This is a genomic window from Streptomyces sp. 35G-GA-8 (assembly GCF_023534745.1).
Lineage (GTDB): Bacteria > Actinomycetota > Actinomycetes > Streptomycetales > Streptomycetaceae > Streptomyces.
Window position 1 is genome coordinate 14,795 of sequence record NZ_JAMHJQ010000019.1, and the last position, 17,510, is coordinate 32,304.

A 17,510-nucleotide genomic window follows, 5' to 3' on the forward strand; every position below is an offset into this window, starting at 1 on the left:
GGCACGCGCGCTCGCTGCGTTGTCGGGTCACCCCAGTACGTCCAGTACTGGGGAGACCCTCCGCCTTGCGATCGCACGCACCAGACGCCGCCGGGCCCGCCCTCCGGGCGGACGGCGCTATTTGTCAGACAGGGCCTAGGCCCTGTCTTCAAAGTCCCGCCTTCCTGGCGACAGGGAACCCCGCCGTACGGAAGACCCGCTGCCCCTCGTCCACCGCGAACACCTCGCAGCCCTCCCTCGACGCCGCCCATTCGATGCCCTCCGCGCCCATCGCGAACGCCGCCGTCGCGGTGGCGTCCGCCTCGGTCAGCGACGCGGCCACGACGGTCAGGCTGAGCAGACCGGTGACCGGTCGGCCGGTGCGGCCGTCGAGGATATGGTCGCCGCGCTCGTAGCGGGCGGAGGTGGCCACCGCGCCGTCCGCGATGTCCAGTACCGCGCACAGCCGGTCCGCGCGTTCGGGGTGGCGCACACCGACGCGCCAGGGGCCGCCGGCCGCGACGACATCACCTCCGGCGTTCACGCAGAACCTGGTGGCCCCGGCGGCCGACAGCACTTCCGCCGCCTTCTGCACCGACCAGCCCTTCACCACCGCGCAGGGGTCGAGGCCGCGCCCGGGCAGACGGACGTCGAAGGCGCCGCGAGTCGCTACCCGGTAGTGCTCGCACAGGCCCAGGATCTCCGACAGCTCCGGGCTGAGCTCATCGGCCGGCGTCTCTCCCCGGTCCAGCCGGGACACCTCACTGCCGGGCCTGAACGGACTGAATCTCAGGTCGACTTGGCGCAGCCACGCGAACACCTCGGCCACGGCGGTCTCCGGGTCGGCGGCCCCCGCGTCGACGCGCACCGAGACGGGAAAGCCCATGACGTGCTCAACTCGCAGCACTCAGGCGCCCTTCGCGTCGATCGCGGCCTGAAGCGACTCCCGGTATCCGTCGCTGGTGATCGTGGCACCGGAGACCGTGTCGATGTCGGCGCTCTGCGCGGCGAGGGTGTCCTCGATCAGTCGCGGTACGGCGGCCGTGGTCTGCGGATGGTCGGGCTGCCGGAGCATGCGTACGGTGCTGATCTCGTCCCCCGCGAAGGTCACCTCGACCTGCACGGGGCCCTTCTCGGTGTTGACGGTGGCCCCCTGGACGGTCTTCGCCGGGGTGCCGCCGGGCGACGGCGCCGTATCGGGCGAGGAGGCCGGCGGGGGCGGCGGCGAGGGGGCGGCCTCGACCGATGTCGTTGTGCCGAGGGTCGGTTCGTAGCGCCACAGCGGTATCAGTGCGGCTGCGGTGAGCGCCAGGACGGGCAGTGCTCGCTTCATCGTGTTCGTTCCCCCTTTATCCGGCCAGGCTGAAGCGCTCGGCGTGGATCTGTGGTTTGGGCACGCCCAGTTGGCGCAGGGTGCGCAGCACGGCGGTGGTCATGCCGGGCGGTCCGCAGACGTAGACGTCCCGCTCGGTGACGTCGGGTACGAGGCGCCCGAGCTCGTGCGGGGCCAGTTTGTCCGGGGTGGACGGTCCGGTGATCAGATGCAGCTGGGCGCCCTTGGCGTGGGCCAGTTCGGTCAACTCGTCATAGAGGACGGCGTCCTGGTCGGTGGCCACCCGGTAGATGAGCACGACATGGCCGTGCAGTTCTTCGAGAAGCGCGCGGACAGGGGTGATACCGACGCCTCCGGCGATGAGCAGAGTGTCCGGGCGAGTACGGTGCATCGTGGTGAAGGCGCCGTACGGGCCTTCCGCGAACACCCTGGTACCTACCGCGAGTTGGCGCAGCGCCGCCGTGCCGTCGCCCGCGGTCTTGGCGGTGAGCCTGAGCCGGTTGCCGTCGGGGGCGGCCGAGAGCGAGAAGGGGTTCGCCTGCCACCAGCGGTCCCTGGTCAGGAACCGCCAGAGGAAGAACTGTCCGGCGCGGGCGGGCAGCCGGTCCAGGTCACGGCCGGAGACATAGACCGAGACGACATGGTCGGACTCGGGCACGACGGCCGTCACCCGCAGCTGGTGACGCAGGTTGCGACGGAGCGGAAGCACCACACGGCCGACGAGGACCGAGGCGAGGGCGGCGCCCCACAGCGTGTACCAGTACGCCGTGGCCGTGGGCGACGCGGTGAACGTCGAGCCCGCCGCGATCTGGTGGGTGAAGGCCAGCACCACCGCGAGGTAGGTGTAGAGGTGGATGAAGTGCCATGTCTCGTAGGCCAGTCGGCGGCGGGCGGACCGGGCCGAGACGGCGCCGACCATGATGATCAGGGCCAGTGCGACAACGGCGCGCAGCACGCCTTCGACGGTCTCCGCGAGATCGACGAGCTGGTCGACCGGGCCCATCGACGATCCCTGGGCGTAGCCGAAGACGATGAACACGCCGTGCGCGAGCAGCAGCCACAGGAGGCCGAAGCCGACCCAGCGGTGCCAGGAGGTCAGCCGGTCCATGCCGATACGGCGGTCGAAGAACGGAAGCCGGGCGACGAGCAGCAGTTGGAAGGCCATGAGCAGGGCGGCGTAGAGCCCGGTCAGGCGCCCCATCACGATGAGTGCGTTCGAGGCGAACCCGGCCTGGAGGAAGAACACGGTCACCACGGCCACGTTCGCCGCGAGCAGGACGTACAGCCCGGCGCGGGCCACCGCTGTGGGGCGGACCGCCGTTGGGGGTGGCTGGACACGGTGAAGGGTCGTCACGGACTGCAACTCCTTGATCGGCGCCTGGGTACTCCGAGCCTGCCTGCCCGGAGCTGTCGTTTTCCTGTCGCTCGACTTTCAAGTGCTTATCGATGTGGCCCCGGGCCCGACCGCCCGTATGGCGTCGGCAGGCGCGTACAGCACTATGGACGGGTGGAAAAAGTGCGCCTTCTCGTCGTCGACGACGACCCGCCCATCGCCGACCTCGTGGCGACCGTCGCCCGCTACGAGGGCTGGGAGGCGGTCACCGCGCACTCCGGCGAGGAGGCGTTGCGCCGGGCAGCGGAGTTCCAGCCGGACATCGTGGTGCTCGACCTGATGCTCCCCGGCCTGGACGGCTTCGCCGTGCTGGACCGGCTCCGCTCGTCGGGGACGATGGTGCCGGTCGTGTTCCTCACGGCGCGTGACGGCGTCTCCGACCGGGTCGCGGGCCTCACCCGGGGCGGCGACGACTACCTGGTCAAGCCGTTCGCGGTGGAGGAGCTGATGGCCCGGCTGCGGACCGTGCTGCGCCGCAGCGCCGGGCCGGGGTTTCAGCGCTCCGTGCTGCGGGTGGCGGATCTGACGATGAACGAGGACACCCGCGAGGTGCGCCGCGGTGACCGGCTCCTTACGCTCACCCCCACCGAGTACGAGGTACTGCGCTATCTGATGCGCAAGTCGCCGACCGTACTGACCAAGGCGCAGATCCTCGATCATGTGTGGGAGTACGGTTTCGGAGGCCGCTCCAACGTCGTGGAACTGGTCATCAGCCGGCTGCGCCGCAAGCTCGACGAGCCGGACGACGGCGGCGGACCGCTGATCCACACCGTGCGGGGCGTCGGATACGTGGTGCGGCAGGTCGCCGGGTGATCCGCCGTATCGCGCGCGGGTACCGCGGACTGCGCCTGGGCACCCGGCTCGCGCTGGGCCTCGGCGCGCTCGCGCTGATCGTGTTCGCCATCGTCGGCACCGCGTTGTCGACGTATATGCGGGACTATCTGGAGCACCAGCTCAACAACCAGATGGAGCTGGTCCAGGGCACCCAGGCGCAGGACGCCAAGGCCCATGGAACGGTGGAGCGGCAGCCCTATTACCGCTGGTACACCGCGGTGTTCGACGTCTCGGACGACCGGGCCGTGCTGCGCAGGCCCAGTGACGTACCGACCGACGCCGGAAAACTCTCCGCCGTCGCCGAAGTACAGCGCGACTCGGGGGAGAAGGAGGTCTTCCGCACCGCGTACATCGAGGGACAGGGCGCGTACCGGCTGCGTGCGTGTGAGGTCAGCCCCGGGGTGGTCCTGGTCACCGCGGCCCCTCTGGAGGACATCGAGAAGACCATGGACCAGCTGATCACGGTCCAGCTCATCGGTTTCTCGCTCGCCCTGGTGGGGCTTGTGGTGCTGGGCCGTGCGCTGCTGCGGCGCGGACTCAAACCGCTCAGCGACATGGCGCGCACCGCCCACGACATCACCTCGCACGATTTCACCGAGTCGGCACGGCTGCCGGTGCGTGTCGATTCCGACGACGGCGGTCCGGAGGTCGGGGAGTTGCGCACCGCGTTCAACACCATGCTGGAGCACATCGACGATTCGCTCGCCGTGCGCACCGAGGCGGAACGGCGCTTGCGCCGGTTCGTGGCGGACGCGTCGCACGAGCTGCGTACACCGCTGATGTCGGTACGCGGCTACGCCGACCTGTTCCAGTACGCGGCGGCCAACGAACCCGCCGAACGGGACAGGCACTTGAGGCGTCTGCGCGCCGAGGCGGCCAGGATGGGTCTCCTCCTCGACGATCTGCTGCTGCTCGCCCGCCTGGACGCCGCCGACGCGGAGACCCCGCTGCGGCTTGAGGAGACGGACCTTGCGGAGCTGCTGAACCAGGCGGCGGACGCGTTCCGCACCGTACGGCCGGAGCATCCGCTGTCCGTGAGGGGCGACGGCGAACCGGTGCGCATGCGTCTCGATCCCCTCCGTATGCGACAGGTCCTGGACAATCTGCTCACCAACGCGGCCGTGCACACCCCTGCCCGCACGCGGGTGTCGCTGGAGCTGTCCGTCTGTCCGGACGCCGCGGTGATCCGGGTCGCCGACTCCGGTCCCGGAATCCCGGCCGCCGACCAGGAGCGGGTCTTCGACCGCTTCTACCGCGTGGACAAGGCCCGCACGCGCGATCGCGGCGGCAGCGGACTGGGACTGGCGGTCGCGCGGTCACTGATAGAGGCTCACCACGGCACCACCGAGCTTGTCAGCCGCCCGGGTTCGACGGTCTTCACCCTCCGGATCCCCCGCCGGACTCAACGGATCGCTCCCTGACTCGCTGCCTTGTCCTTGATGCCCGGGATTCCGCGTATCGCGGGCGTTCTCTGTATCGCGGGCGTATCGAAAATCGCATACGCCACCGCAACGGCACTCCGTATCCAATGGGCGCATGAACCACAACGCATCCCTGTCGGCACTGCCCCGCCGCACGCGCGGGATCATGCTTCTCGGCCTGGCGATCCTCGGCTTGGCGAGCGCCGTGTTCGTCCTGCGGCGGCCACTGATGATGTCCGCTCCGATGTGCGTGGCCGGGCGGTGGCACGGCTGCTTCGACACGTTCAACGGTGTGGTGCTCATGACGTTGGTCACTCTGCCGCTGGCCGCGCTGGTGGCGTGGGCTCTGGCGCACCGTCGGCGTGCCGCCGGTGTCACATCGGCGTGGCGGATGTCGCTGGCCGAGGTGGGCATGGTCCACGGGACGGTGCCGTTCATCTGGCTGACCATGATGCCGGGCGCCGGGGCCGGCACCGTCCCCGGCCGGGTGAGCCTGGTGCCGCTGCGGGATCTGGTCACGATGGGGCCGGGCGGGATCGTCGGCAATCTGCTGATCTTCGCGGCGCTGGGGTTCTCGGCCCCGATACGGTTCGCGGCGCTGGCGTCCGTGCCGCGGATCCTGGCGCTCGGGGCGGGCTGCTCGGTCCTGATCGAGACCGCGCAGTACGTCCTGCGGCTGGACCGGGTGTCCTCCGTGGACGACGTACTGGTCAACGCCTCCGGCGCCGTGCTGGCCGCGCTGGCGTCACGCCGCTGGTGGCGCACCACGGCGGACGCGTCTGCCCACACGCCTTCGCATACGTCGGCGATACGTCGTGCTGCTTAGGCTTCGGACATGCGCGTACTGATCGTGGAGGACGAGCCCTACCTGGCCGAAGCCGTACGGGACGGTCTGCGGCTGGAGGCGATCGCCGCCGACATCGCGGGCGATGGCGACTGCGCCCTGGAACTGCTCGGCGTCAACTCCTATGACCTCGCGGTCCTCGACCGCGACATCCCCGGCCCCTCCGGCGACGAGGTCGCCCGGCGCATCGTCGCCTCCGGCAGTGGCATCCCGATCCTCATGCTCACCGCTGCCGACCGGATCGACGACAAGGCTTCCGGGTTCGGGCTCGGCGCCGACGACTACCTCACCAAACCGTTCGAGCTACGGGAGCTCGTCATGCGGCTGAGGGCGCTCGACCGCAGGCGCGCGTACGCCCGGCCCCCGGTCCGGGAGATCGGGGGCCTGCGGCTCGACCCCTTCCGCCGGGAGGTCTTCCGCGACGGACGCTACGTCGCGCTCACCCGCAAACAGTTCGCCGTGCTGGACGTCCTTCTCGCCGCCGAGGGCGGTGTCGTCAGCGCCGAGGAGCTGCTGGAACGGGCCTGGGACGAGAACGCCAACCCCCTCACCAACGCCGTGCGCATCACCGTCTCCGCACTGCGCAAACGGCTCGGCGAACCGTGGATCATCGCCACGGTGCCCGGCGTCGGCTACCGTATCGACACCGCTACGGACACCGTCACCCCCGGCGGGGACACCACTGACTCCGGCGGTACGCATGCGTAGACGCCCAGGGCTCAGCGCCCGGCTGAAACTCACCCTCAGCTACGCCGGGTTCCTCGCCGTCGTCGGCACTCTCCTGCTGACCGTGGTGTGGCTGTACCTGCTGCGCTACGTACCCGACAACCCCAAGGGCCTTCTCGGGATCTCGCCCAATCGCTACCTCCTTGTGCGCACCTTCGCCCCCGCCGCGGCCACAAGCCTGGTCTTCCTGCTCGTCTTCGGCCTGCTGGGAGGATGGATCCTCGCCGGCCGGATGCTCGCGCCCCTCACACAGATCACGGATGCGGCACGGATGGCGGGGAACGGCTCGCTGTCCCACCGGATCCGTATGAAGGGCCGCCACGACGAGTTCCGTGAACTCTCCGACGCGTTCGACTCGATGCTCGGACAGCTTGAGTCCCACGTCGCCGAGCAGCGGAGATTCGCCGCGAACGCCTCCCACGAACTGCGCACCCCGCTGGCGATCTCGCGAACGCTCCTCGACGTCGCCCGCAAGGACCCCACACGGGCCCGGGGCGAACTCATCGAGCGCCTGCACACCGTCAATACGCGGGCGATCGACCTCACCGAGGCCCTCCTGCTGCTCAGCCGCGGCGACCGCGGAAACTTCACCCGCGAGAGCGTCGACCTCTCCCTCAGCGCCGAGGAAGCCGCCGAAACGCTCCTACCGCTCGCCGAACAGCGCCGGATCACCCTCGACGTCACCGGCGGAGCGGCCCGGACCAACGGCTCCCCGGAGCTCCTGCTGCGGATGGTGACGAACCTCGTGCAGAACGCCATCGTCCACAACCTCCCCGCCGGCGGCACCGTGACGGTCCACACCGAGGCGCACGGCGACGCGAGCGTGCTGCGCGTCGAGAACACGGGCCACCGGCTGCCACCGGAACTGATACCGACCCTCACCGAACCCTTCCAGCGCGGAACGGAACGCGTACGCACCGACGAGCACGCCGGTGTGGGTCTCGGCCTGGCCATCGTGCACAGCATCGTCCGCGCCCACGACGGAACCCTCGACCTCGCCCCCCGCCCCGCCGGCGGCCTCCTCGTCACGGTCCGGCTGCCCGGCACACCGCGGGATCAGATGAACGCCGGATCGTAGGCGCCGTACCCCCTTCGCTCGGGGTCGAGGGCGAAGCCGAAGTAGTTCTTGTAGAAGGTGAAATGCCTGCTGAAGCGGGTGTTGACACGCATCAGCGGGCGAGGCGCCCCGTCAGGCTCCGCGTAGGTGCCGATCAGGCCGCCGAAGGTCTTCCGCCCTGAGGCGACCGCCAGTACATGGCTGTAGGAGGCCAGGATCTGTCTGCGGAAGTAGAGCTTCAGCTCGCCGAAGGTGATCTCCACCTTCCGGTGGTCGGGGAAGGTGGTGCCCAGCATCGCGCTGAGGTTGTCGACGTTCGCCCGGGTGAGGTTGCGGAAGACCAGGACCTTGGTGTCGGGCAGGCCCGCGGAGCGGTAGTCGGGGTGGTGCTCCAGCTTGTGCAGGATCTCGTTGACTTCGTACTCGAAGGCGCATCCCCAGCTCCAGTTGTAGCCGTCGGGATGGTAGGCCGCCCGGAAGGCGGCGAACTCCGCGGGCCGCATGTTCACCTCGTGGAAGTCCTTCACGCGCGGGTCCTTGTCGTCGGGGTCACGTCGGTTGCCCAGACGCAGGAAGAGGGTCTTGACTCCGGCGGAGTTGAGCCGCTCCGCCTGTTCGTCGTCGAAACTGTTCACCAGGACCGGGCCGCCGGCGAAGCCGTGGGAGAGGAAGCTCAGCTCCATCAGAGTGCCGGGGGCGCGGACTCCGATCGTCTGGACCGCCGCGTAGACGTCCACGACCGACATCACGCCGTCCTGGCCGTCCTTGAAGGCGTTCCCGTCGTAGTGGGCGCGGGTGACCCGGTCGTAGGAACGGACCGCGGCGACCGACTCGGTCCGCGTGCCCCCCGGGTAGGTGAACGTACGGACGACGACTTCCCCGCTGCCCACATCGAAGATCTGGAAGACCAGATCCTCCTTGGCCCTGTTGGCCGCGACATGCTGCCGGACCCGGTTCTCGCAGTACGCCCGGAACGGGAGGTTCTTGGGCGGCTGTTCGTATCCGGCCACCAGGACGAAGTGCTTCATCGGTTCAGTCCTCAGTCCTCAGTCCTCAGTCCTCAGTCCTCGACCCACTCGCCGTCGGCGTTCTGCACCCAGCGCGGCAGGTCGTCGTCGGCGCGGAGCCGTACCAGGTTGGTGGGGATGCGTACGGTCCACTGCTCGCCCTGGGGGATCTCGTCGCCGGGGCGGTCGAGACGTTCGGCGATCTCGTCGGCGATCGGCAGGAAGAGGGGGCTGGAGACGGTCGGGAGGGGGCCGCCGTTCCACAGCTCGCCGAAGTTCATGAAGTGGTCGATGGCGCCTTCGAAACCGAGGCGGGCGGGGACCGAGACCCGGCAGTACCCGGCCTTGAGGAACTGGTTGAACAGCGGGTCGGGGTCGTCGTAGGCGAGTCGCTCGTCCCATTGGCTCTTGCGGCCCCAGAAGTACGGATACGCGACCCACGTCAGGTGCTCCCACTCGAAGGCCTGCTCGAAGAAGCGGACATAGGCGCCCTCGGCCGCCGCCTCGTCGATGTCCATCTGCGGGGCCTTGCCGGTGCGTTCGCGCATCGCGTCGAAGAGGTCGAAGTGCTGCTTGGTCAGGATACTGACGCAGTTCTTCCGCAGTTCCTGGGCGATCAGCTCCTGGTTGGCCAGTGGGTTGCGGCCCTCGATGGCGACACCGGCCTCCAGGGTGAGCGCGGCGACCTTCTCCTCGTAGTCCGCGAGGCGGGCGCGGTAGGCGGTGGTCAGCTTGGCGTGGGTCTCCGCCCGCCATTTGTCCAGCGCGCGCTCGGTGCGCCGGCACCTGATCTCGACGGCGACCGCCACCTGCGAGAGGCGGAAGGTGTCGACGGCGACGGGGATCGAGCCCTGCTCCTCGTCCAGCATGGTGATCCACACCCAGTCGCTGTCCGGGCCGAACCGGTGGGTCCTGCGGCCCACGGCGACATCCAGGGAGTACTGGCCCTCCCAGATGTTGCAGAGGTGGGCGACGGACCCCTGGAACGCCTGGTAGCCCTCGTCGATGGTGACCTGACCGGAGTGGTTGTAGTTGGTCTTGCTGTCCCCGCCGCCCGCCTTGAAGTCGAAGGACTTGGTCAGATACATCTCGGGCGGCGGTGTGACGTCCGTCGCCTGGTAGAGCCGCACCCAGTAGTGGTAGTTCGTCGCGTCGATCTGATTCGCCTGGAGGGTGAAGGCCGGCGGCTTGTCCAGCTGGACGGCGCCCGCGTGGGACGACTGGAGGGTGTGGATGAGGAACGCGGCGGGTTCCGGGATCATGAAGTCGAACATGGTACGCAGCCCGTAGTTGAACATCTGCGCCCGGTAGACCTTGTTCACCCACTGGTAGACGCCGGAGATGTGCTTGATGCCGGGGCTGTTGTCGAGAGTGTGGGTGTTCTTCTCGGTGACCTCGGTGGTGATCCGCAAGGTGGTGCGCTGCAGCACCCGCTCGGAGATCTTACTGGCGCTGCGCTGAGTCACGTCCTGGGAGAAGGTGGACGCCGACTTGGTCGCCTCCTCCTTCGACCGGGAGGCGGAGCCTTCCGCGGAGGCCGAGAACTCCACCGTGGGGCCGTACTTGCCGGTGACGGTGAGTCCGGCCTTCAGCTCCGCGTCCTCCTTGATGACGGCGCTCGCCTCCCGGCTCATCTCGAAGCGGTCGGTCGACTCAAGCTCGCGTTCCTCGGAGGTGATCGTCTCCGTTTCGGTCACGGTGGTCTGTTCGGTCTCCTCCCGCCTGGTGTGCTCGCGCAGTTTGGTCTCGCCCTTGAGTACGTTCTCGATATGGGCGATGTCGGCGCCCTCGTAGCCGATCAACTGCTGGCGGACCACGAGGAGGTCGGCGACGCCGGACGGCTTCACGCTGCCCCGGGTGGTCGGGATACGGCCCGCCTCCAGCGGGATCTCCTCGATCGGATCCAGGTCCCCGATGGTGATCGCGTTCCACACGGAGGGCAGCGGTGTGGCGGTGGTGACCAGCGTGTCGCCGATGCGCCGCACACTGCGCCTGACGGGTTTGCCGAACAGTTTCTCCAGCTCCGCGGCCGTGCGGTCGACCTCGCTCTGGAGGAGGGCGACGATCCGGTCCAGCGGCTGGGCCGACACGATGATGCCGCGTGCCGTCAGCAGGGCACGGGTGGCCTCCGACACCTGCCGTACTGCGTCGGGCCCGAGCCGGAAACCCAATGCGTTCAGGACCGCCGGGACGAAACCGGGGCTGCCGGCGAGCAGGTCCGGCCTGGCCCCGAAGACCTGCCCGGCGAGTTCCGCGGCGCCGGCCACGGGAAGCTCCGGTGTGGGGGGTTCCTCGGCCGCGGCGCCGGGGACGGCGCCAGGGGCGGTGCCGCCGCCAGTGCCCCCGCCGGTGCCGCCGCCTGATCCGGTACCACCGGCGAGGGCCCGCAGGTTGGCCTCCGAGAGACGGCTGTGGAAGCTGATCTGCCGGGCCAGTTCGGCATGCGGGGTGTATTCGGTGGGCGGGATAACCTGCTCCGACCCGTGCTGCGGGGAGACAGTGAAGTGCTCACCGCCCAGACCGGTGAGTTCGCCGATCGCCGTACGCAACTGCTGGTAGAGGCGGAGCAGTTGCTCGGCGCGCTCGCGCCGGACCCTGGCGGCCTCGGCCTCCTTCTCCCGCCGCACACGCTCGGCCTCGATGGTGGAGGTCACGGGTCCGAGGCCCGTCTCGTTCGGCAGCCGCAGGGGGCGTCTGCGGGCCCGCCGCAACTCCTGCGCGCCGGAAGGGAAAACGGTGTGTGTCACCAGCCGGGCGACGATCTCCAGGTGGCGCAACTGGCGGACGAGTTCCTCCAGGGCGCGGGTGTGCTCGGCGGGCAGGTACTTGATGGCCAGCACGCTGTCCCGGAGGCGGGCGACAGCGGCCTTGTACGCGGCGCTCTGCACGACGTCCGCGGGTACGGCTCCGTACGCGTCCCGAACGGCGGCGATCACGGTGTCCCGCAGTGAGGGCGGGAAGGGCGGGGCGGCGCCCGGGCGGGCGGCGGGTGCCGCTCGCCCGGGAGGCGGCGCGGGCAGCCGATCCAGCGCGGCCACGAACCTGGCCGTCTCCTTGGCCAGCGGAGTCTGGTCGGGTCCGGCGATGAACAGCGCGCCCGCGACGTACCCGCCCACCACCCGCCGCAGTTCGGTCCGGGGGTCCGCCGCACTCGAAGCGGCGGCCAACGCCTGCTGGAAGTCCGTCTGCTGGGCCAGTTCGACACTCGGGTTGTCGGGGTCCTGCGCGACCGCGGGCCGCAGCAGGGCGAGGCGGAAGAGCGGCTCCATGGTGAGACTCCTGTGGGGGCGGCAGTACGGGCGGCGTCCCGATCCCGCGCGCCGCCCGCTCCTTCACTATGAGGGCGAACTGCCGTGGCCGGAACCGACGTTCACTCTCCTGAGTGGTTCCCCGTACGAAGAGGCCCGCTTCCCTTGACAGGTCTGCATCAATCCGCCCCCCAGGCGCTCATGGGTGCGCCCTCCTCGGGATCCGGTGGATCCGGGTGATCCCGCCGGAGCCCGGGGAGGGCGTCGATTACTCGCTCGGGGAGGCCGCGTGGCTCAGATCGTCGCCGTGTCGATCACAAAGCGATAGCGCACGTCCGAGGCGAGCACACGTTCATACGCCTCGTTGATCTGGCTCGCCTCGATCAGCTCGATCTCGGCGCCGAGGCCGTGCTCGGCGCAGAAGTCGAGCATTTCCTGGGTCTCGGCGATGCCGCCGATCGCCGAACCGGCGAGCGTCTTGTTGCCACCGATCAAGGAGAACAGGTTCAGGGCGACAGGCTCCTCGGGGGCACCGACGTTCACCAGGGCACCGCCGGTCTTCAGCAGGCTCAGATACGCGCCGAAGTCCAGGGGCGCCGACACCGTGGAGAGGATGATGTCGAAGGCGCCGGCCAGGTTCTCGAAGGTGGCCGGGTCGCTGGTGGCGTAGTAATGGTCGGCGCCCAGCTTCAGGCCGTCGTCCTTCTTGCGCAGCGACTGGGAGAGGACCGTGACCTCGGCGCCGAGGGCGTGCGCGATCTTGACGGCCATGTGGCCGAGGCCGCCCAGGCCGATCACGGCGACCCTCTTGCCGGGGGCCGCTCCCCAGTGCTTGAGCGGGGAGTACGTGGTGATGCCCGCGCAGAGCAGCGGCGCGGCCACGTCCAGTGACAGCCCGTCCGGGATGCGGACGGTGAAGTTCTCGTCGACGACGACCTTCTGTGAGTAGCCGCCGTAGGTGGGCTCGCCATCGTGGCCGATGGCGTTGTACGTGCCGACGTTCCCGCGCAGGCAGTGCTGCTCCTGCCCGGCCAGGCAGTTCTCGCACTCGCGGCAGGAGTCGACCATGCAGCCGACGCCGACCCTGTCGCCGATCTTGAATTTCGTCACGCCGGGACCGACCTCGGCGACGACGCCTGCGATCTCGTGACCGGGCACCATCGGGAAGATGGCCTCGCCCCAGCCCTCGCGTGCCTGGTGAATGTCGGAGTGGCAGATGCCGGCGAACTCGATGTCGATCAGAACGTCGAACTCACCGACCGTGCGGCGCTCAATCGTGGTGCGCTCCAGCGGTGCCTTGGCGCTGGGTGCGGCGTATGCGGCAACAGTCGTGGTCATGTCTTCGAGAGTGCCTTCTCGCGGCGTGTTCACCCAGGTCACCGCTTTGCGTACGTCCAGTGGTCCTACTACTGGCGGGGTCAGGCTCCTGGTCGTACGAAGGGGAATACTGGAGAACATGGACGACACTCCCTCCGCGAACGGCCTCTCTGCGGATGATCGCTCCGCGGACGACGGACAGGCAGCCCTCCCCGACGTGCTCGACGGCCGGGCCGAACTCAGCGAGTTCCTGCGCACCCGGCGGGCTCGGCTCAAGCCGGAGGACGTGGGAATCCCCTCGCACGGGCGGCACAGGCGGGTGCCGGGGCTGCGGCGGGAGGAGCTGGCGCAGCTGGCCGGGGTCTCGGTGGCGTACTACACACGCCTGGAGCAGGGCAACGGGCGCAATGTGTCGGCGGAAGTACTCGGCTCGATCGCGCGAGCCCTGCGTCTGACCGACGCCGAGCACGCGCACCTCACCCATCTCACCAAGCCGAAGCAGCAGCGGAGGAAGTACCGCGCGCCCAGGCGGCAGCAGGTGCGGGTGGCGCTGCGGCAGCTGCTGGAGTCGATGGAGGGCGTGCCCGCGTATGTCGGCGGGGCGCGCTCGGAGATCCTTGCCTGGAACCGAATGGCGGCGGCGCTCTTCGGCGACTGGGGCAAGCTGCCGCCCGCGGAGCGCAACTGGGCGCGGCTGACGTTCCTCTCCCCCGACTACCGTGAGCTGTTCCTGGAGTGGGACTCCAAGGCATCCGACATGGTCAGCTATCTCAGGCTGTACGCGGGCCAGCACCCGCAGGACCCGGAGCTGTCGGCGCTCGTGGGGGAACTCTCCGTCAAGAGCGAGGAGTTCAGGCGGCTCTGGGCCACGCACGATGTGAAGGAGAAGGGCCACGGCGTGAAGCGGATGCGGCATCCGCTGGTCGGTGACCTCACCCTCGCGTACGAGACGTTGTCTCTCCCGGACGACCACGAACAGTATCTGTGCGTGTACCACGCGGAGCCGGGCTCCGCGTCGGCCGAGGCTCTGCGCATCCTCGCGAGCTGGGGCACGGACACGGTCCGCGCGGAGAGCTGGACATCAGGGCCCTGAAACCACGCGGCGAACGGGCCGGCTCGGGCCCCGGCCGGGTTGCCCGCGGGTCTCGTGTCGGATCTCCTCCCGGATCCCGTCCCGGATGCGGTCCCGGGGCCCGCGGTCTCGCGTTCGGCGTCGGCAGCGGTCACACTCGACAGTCATGGACGCAGGATTAGCCGCGGTCTGCGGCGCGTTGGCCGCTACGGTCGCCACCATAGGAGCCGCGTTCGCCACCGGCCGCTCCCAGCGCGAGACGGCCCGGATCGCGGCCCACACCGAACACCACAGACAGCGCCGTGAACCACGCCTCGCGGTCTACCGGGCCTTCATCGCCGCGACGGAGGGGCTGCGGAAGGCGATCGGACAGCGGGAACCCGGGCCCCACGCACTCGCCGATTTCACGAGCGCCTATGTGCGTGGCTGCCGGGACCGGGCGTCGGACATGAAATCCGTATGGTTCGACATCGCCCTGGCAGGTCCCAAGCATGTGTCGACGCTCGCGGAGGAACTGGCCCAGTCCGCCGACGTGATCTCTTCCCTCTGTGTGGAGCTGGGACATATCAGAGAAGATCACGAGGAGGATCCGGCCGCGAAACTGCCACCGCACACCGATGCCCTGCTCATCTCGTTCGAGCAGACGGTTCAACCTCTGATGGAGAGCCTGTCGGCATTCATCGAGGCCGCCCGGGACGCCCTGGACGACAATGGACTGAGGGACCTCCACCCCCCTTCCGGCCGGTGACGTCGGCGCCTGATCCGTCAAGTTTCGGGTCCTCCGCGACGGGGTTACGGTGAAGGCTGTACGTCATGTCGAATGCGGGCGGCGGCCAGAGCGCCCTGTGCCCCGAAGCCCTTTCGCATCTGACTGCGCGTCAGGAGTACACGAGGAACCGGAGACGCGGAACCGCGCGGAGTCAAGCGGCCGGCGCCGGACCAGGCCACCCGGGCGGGATGAGGAGGCCGTGGTGGAGAAAGCCGTGGGGAACGTGCGGGAAACCGCGGTGACCGGCCGGCCGCTCAATCGCGTCGACGGCCCGCTGAAGGTCACCGGCCGCGCCACCTATGTGTACGAGGAGTGGGAAGCTCAGCAGCGCCAGGAAGCCGGGCCGACGCTCTACGGGTACATCGTCGGCGCGACCATCGGCAAGGGCCGGATCACACGCATCGACACCGCGTGCGCCGAACGCCTCCCCGGCGTACGTATGGTGATGACCCATCACAACGCCCCGCCGCAGGGCGTCTGGAACGACTCCACGTTCCTGGAGTTTCCGCGCGCCTTTCCCGCCCTGACCAGCCCCGATATCCACTTCCACGGTGAACCCGTGGCGCTCGTCGTCGCGACCACCCTCGAACAGGCGCGGGCGGCGGCCGGCGCTGTCGACGTCTCGTACGCCGTCGAGCGGGGACACTACGATCTCGCCGCGCGTCTGGATCAGGCCCACCCGCCGCACAAGATGAAGATCGGCCTCGCGGCCGACACGGCGGTGGGTGATATCGAGAGCGGGTTCGCCGCCGCGGAGGTCAGGATCGATCGGTACTACACGACGTCGTGCCAGTCCGCCCAGCCCCTGGAGCCGCACGCGTGTCTCGTCGTGCCGCGCGGCGAGGATCTGATCGTCCACACCAGTGTCCAGATCGTGGAGTCGGCCCGTACGTCCATCGCCACCACGCTGCTGATGGACGAGGAGCGGATCCATATCGCCAGCCCGTATGTCGGCGGGGGATTCGGTTCCAAGCTGCGTGTCCACTACGAGACGATCCTGGCGGCGATCGCCGCCCGCGCGCTGGGCCGGCCGGTCAAGATCGCGCTGACCCGGCAGCAGACCTTCCCCCTCGTCGGGGTGCGCCCCGCGTCGCACCAGCATGTCCGCCTCGGCTCGGGGCGGGACGGCAGGCTGGTCGCGATCGCCCACGACATCACGATCCAGACCAACCCCGACGTGGAGTACGCGGAGCAGATCGCCGCCACGACGCGCAGCCTCTACGCGGCCCCCGACCGGGCGACGAGCCACCGGCTGACATCGCTCGATCTGCCCCGGGGGGAGGACGTACGCGCCCCTGGTCACGGGCCGGGGCTGCTGGCGGTCGAGTCGGCGATGGACGAACTGGCGCATGAGCTGTCGATGGACCCGGTGGAGCTGCGCATTTGTAACGAGCCGGAGCTCGATCCCGAGCGAGGCGTGCCGTTCAGCGAACGTCATCTCGTGGACTGTCTGCGCGAAGGGGAGCGCCGCTTCGGCTGGAAGCACCGCGCGGCGAAGCCGGCGAGCCTGCGGGAGGGTCAGTGGCTGGTCGGTTACGGCGTCGCCTGCGCGATCCGTCCGCATCCTCAGGCGGCGACGAGGGTACGGGTCCGCGTGGCGGCGGACGGCAGCGCCCTCGTGCTGTCGGACATGACAGACCTGGGCACGGGGACGTACACGGCGCTGACCCAGGTCGCCGCCGACGGGCTGGGCCTGCCGCCCGAGCGGGTACGGGTGGAGCTGGGGCGTTCCGAGTTCCCTGTCAGCGCGGGGTCCGGCGGCTCGTGGGGCGCGGGCAATTCGAGCACCGCGGTCTTCCACGCGTGCGCGGCCCTGCGCGCGAAGCTGCTGGCCGCGGCGTGCGGCGACGAGCGTTCCCCGCTGTACGGCCGGGACCCGTCGGCCGCGGTGTTCGCGGACGGCAGGGCGCGTATCGATGGTGTGTCGGAGGGGCTGGGCGAGATCGTGGCGCGTGTGCGGCCGGGGGGTGGGGACATGGAGGCGGAGGGCGTGACGCCGTCCGCGAGGGAGGATCCGCACTACGCGGCCTACTCGATCAACACCTACGGAGCCCAGTTCGCGGAAGTCGGCGTCGATGTCGACACGGCCGAGATCCGGCTCCGCCGGATGCTGGGCGTCTTCTCGGTGGGCCGCGTCCTCAACGCCAAGACGGCACACTCGCAGCTCATGGGCGGGATGATCTGGGGGCTGGGGATGGCCCTTGAGGAAGCGTTGGTCGTCGACGTACGCTCCGGCGCGTTCGTCAACCGGGATCTCGCGCAGTACCTGGTGCCCGTCCACGCCGATGTCCCCGAGATCGACGCCGTCATCCTCGAAGGCTCCGACGACAAGGCCAACCCCCTCGGTGCCAAGGGCGTCGGCGAACTGGGCATCTGCGGCGCGGGCGCGGCGGTCGCCAACGCGGTGTTCAACGCGACGGGTGTGCGCGTCCGGCACTTCCCCGTCACGCTGGAACAACTCCTGCCGAGCCTGCCGCCGCAGGACGGGTGAGCCGGCGCGTTCGGCCGAC

General features: G+C 69.5%; 14 protein-coding genes. 8 read left to right on the forward strand and 6 right to left on the reverse strand.

Annotated features, from left to right (window positions below; all coding sequences use genetic code 11):
* Nucleotides 1-148: 148 nt before the first annotated feature.
* From M1203_RS33195 to M1203_RS33205, 3 genes are read right to left on the reverse strand one after another with little or no spacing between them, the layout of a single operon-like run.
* Complete coding sequence (locus M1203_RS33195) at nt 149-886, reverse strand: FAD:protein FMN transferase (RefSeq protein WP_249953560.1); 738 nt, start codon at nt 884-886, stop codon at nt 149-151.
* Entirely contained in the window at nt 887-1,312 is a 426-nt protein-coding gene (locus M1203_RS33200) for an FMN-binding protein (protein WP_249953561.1), read from the reverse strand.
* Nucleotides 1,313-1,328: 16 nt separating this feature from the next.
* On the reverse strand, nt 1,329-2,666 hold the full coding sequence (locus M1203_RS33205; RefSeq protein ID WP_249953562.1) for a ferredoxin reductase family protein: 1,338 nt from the start codon (nt 2,664-2,666) through the stop codon (nt 1,329-1,331).
* A gap of 153 nt (nt 2,667-2,819) precedes the next feature.
* Here M1203_RS33205 and M1203_RS33210 point away from each other — a divergent pair, with 153 nt between their 5' ends.
* From M1203_RS33210 to M1203_RS33230, 5 genes are all read left to right on the forward strand, one after another.
* Nucleotides 2,820-3,518, forward strand: coding sequence for a response regulator transcription factor (locus tag M1203_RS33210; RefSeq protein WP_249953563.1), 699 nt, complete (start codon nt 2,820-2,822; stop codon nt 3,516-3,518).
* On the forward strand, nt 3,515-4,960 hold the full coding sequence (locus M1203_RS33215; protein ID WP_249953564.1) for a HAMP domain-containing sensor histidine kinase: 1,446 nt from the start codon (nt 3,515-3,517) through the stop codon (nt 4,958-4,960). Before M1203_RS33210 ends, M1203_RS33215 begins: the two co-directional genes overlap by 4 nt.
* A 115-nt stretch (nt 4,961-5,075) precedes the next feature.
* Complete coding sequence (locus M1203_RS33220) at nt 5,076-5,786, forward strand: VanZ family protein (RefSeq protein WP_249953565.1); 711 nt, start codon at nt 5,076-5,078, stop codon at nt 5,784-5,786.
* 9 nt (nt 5,787-5,795) lie between these two features.
* Nucleotides 5,796-6,512: a response regulator transcription factor gene (locus tag M1203_RS33225; RefSeq protein WP_249953566.1), complete on the forward strand. Its 717-nt coding sequence runs from the start codon at nt 5,796-5,798 to the stop codon at nt 6,510-6,512.
* The gene (locus M1203_RS33230) at nt 6,505-7,608 is read left to right on the forward strand and encodes a HAMP domain-containing sensor histidine kinase (protein ID WP_249953567.1); all 1,104 of its coding nucleotides are present in this window, start codon (nt 6,505-6,507) and stop codon (nt 7,606-7,608) included. Before M1203_RS33225 ends, M1203_RS33230 begins: the two co-directional genes overlap by 8 nt.
* Here the strand turns inward: M1203_RS33230 and M1203_RS33235 are convergent.
* The 3 genes from M1203_RS33235 to M1203_RS33245 form a co-directional block, all read right to left on the reverse strand.
* Nucleotides 7,587-8,615 (reverse strand): hypothetical protein, encoded by a 1,029-nt coding sequence (locus M1203_RS33235; RefSeq protein WP_249953568.1) that lies wholly within the window; start codon nt 8,613-8,615, stop codon nt 7,587-7,589. The genes M1203_RS33230 and M1203_RS33235 overlap by 22 nt on opposite strands.
* Before the next feature lie 32 nt (nt 8,616-8,647).
* Nucleotides 8,648-11,863 (reverse strand): hypothetical protein, encoded by a 3,216-nt coding sequence (locus M1203_RS33240; RefSeq protein WP_249953569.1) that lies wholly within the window; start codon nt 11,861-11,863, stop codon nt 8,648-8,650.
* 273 nt (nt 11,864-12,136) lie between these two features.
* The gene (locus tag M1203_RS33245; RefSeq protein WP_249953570.1) at nt 12,137-13,180 is read right to left on the reverse strand and encodes an NAD(P)-dependent alcohol dehydrogenase; all 1,044 of its coding nucleotides are present in this window, start codon (nt 13,178-13,180) and stop codon (nt 12,137-12,139) included.
* Nucleotides 13,181-13,298: 118 nt separating this feature from the next.
* Here M1203_RS33245 and M1203_RS33250 point away from each other — a divergent pair, with 118 nt between their 5' ends.
* The 3 genes from M1203_RS33250 (at nt 13,299) to M1203_RS33260 (ending at nt 17,491) form a co-directional block, all read left to right on the forward strand.
* Nucleotides 13,299-14,252, forward strand: coding sequence for a helix-turn-helix transcriptional regulator (locus tag M1203_RS33250; RefSeq protein WP_249953571.1), 954 nt, complete (start codon nt 13,299-13,301; stop codon nt 14,250-14,252).
* 145 nt (nt 14,253-14,397) lie between these two features.
* Nucleotides 14,398-14,979: a hypothetical protein gene (locus M1203_RS33255; protein ID WP_249953572.1), complete on the forward strand. Its 582-nt coding sequence runs from the start codon at nt 14,398-14,400 to the stop codon at nt 14,977-14,979.
* A 223-nt stretch (nt 14,980-15,202) separates the two neighbouring features.
* A complete protein-coding gene (locus M1203_RS33260) occupies nt 15,203-17,491 on the forward strand; it encodes a xanthine dehydrogenase family protein molybdopterin-binding subunit (protein WP_249953573.1) in 2,289 nt (762 codons plus the stop codon).
* Nucleotides 17,492-17,510: the final 19 nt, after the last annotated feature.

Coding starts and splice junctions, on each gene's coding strand:
- M1203_RS33240 (WP_249953569.1), bottom strand. CDS start 11,863: ATGGAGCCGCTCTTCCGCCTCGCCCTGCTGCGGCCCGCGGTCGCGCAG.
- M1203_RS33255 (WP_249953572.1), top strand. CDS start 14,398: ATGGACGCAGGATTAGCCGCGGTCTGCGGCGCGTTGGCCGCTACGGTC.
- M1203_RS33230 (WP_249953567.1), top strand. CDS start 6,505: ATGCGTAGACGCCCAGGGCTCAGCGCCCGGCTGAAACTCACCCTCAGC.
- M1203_RS33250 (WP_249953571.1), top strand. CDS start 13,299: ATGGACGACACTCCCTCCGCGAACGGCCTCTCTGCGGATGATCGCTCC.
- M1203_RS33225 (WP_249953566.1), top strand. CDS start 5,796: ATGCGCGTACTGATCGTGGAGGACGAGCCCTACCTGGCCGAAGCCGTA.
- M1203_RS33200 (WP_249953561.1), bottom strand. CDS start 1,312: ATGAAGCGAGCACTGCCCGTCCTGGCGCTCACCGCAGCCGCACTGATA.
- M1203_RS33245 (WP_249953570.1), bottom strand. CDS start 13,180: ATGACCACGACTGTTGCCGCATACGCCGCACCCAGCGCCAAGGCACCG.
- M1203_RS33220 (WP_249953565.1), top strand. CDS start 5,076: ATGAACCACAACGCATCCCTGTCGGCACTGCCCCGCCGCACGCGCGGG.
- M1203_RS33235 (WP_249953568.1), bottom strand. CDS start 8,615: ATGAAGCACTTCGTCCTGGTGGCCGGATACGAACAGCCGCCCAAGAAC.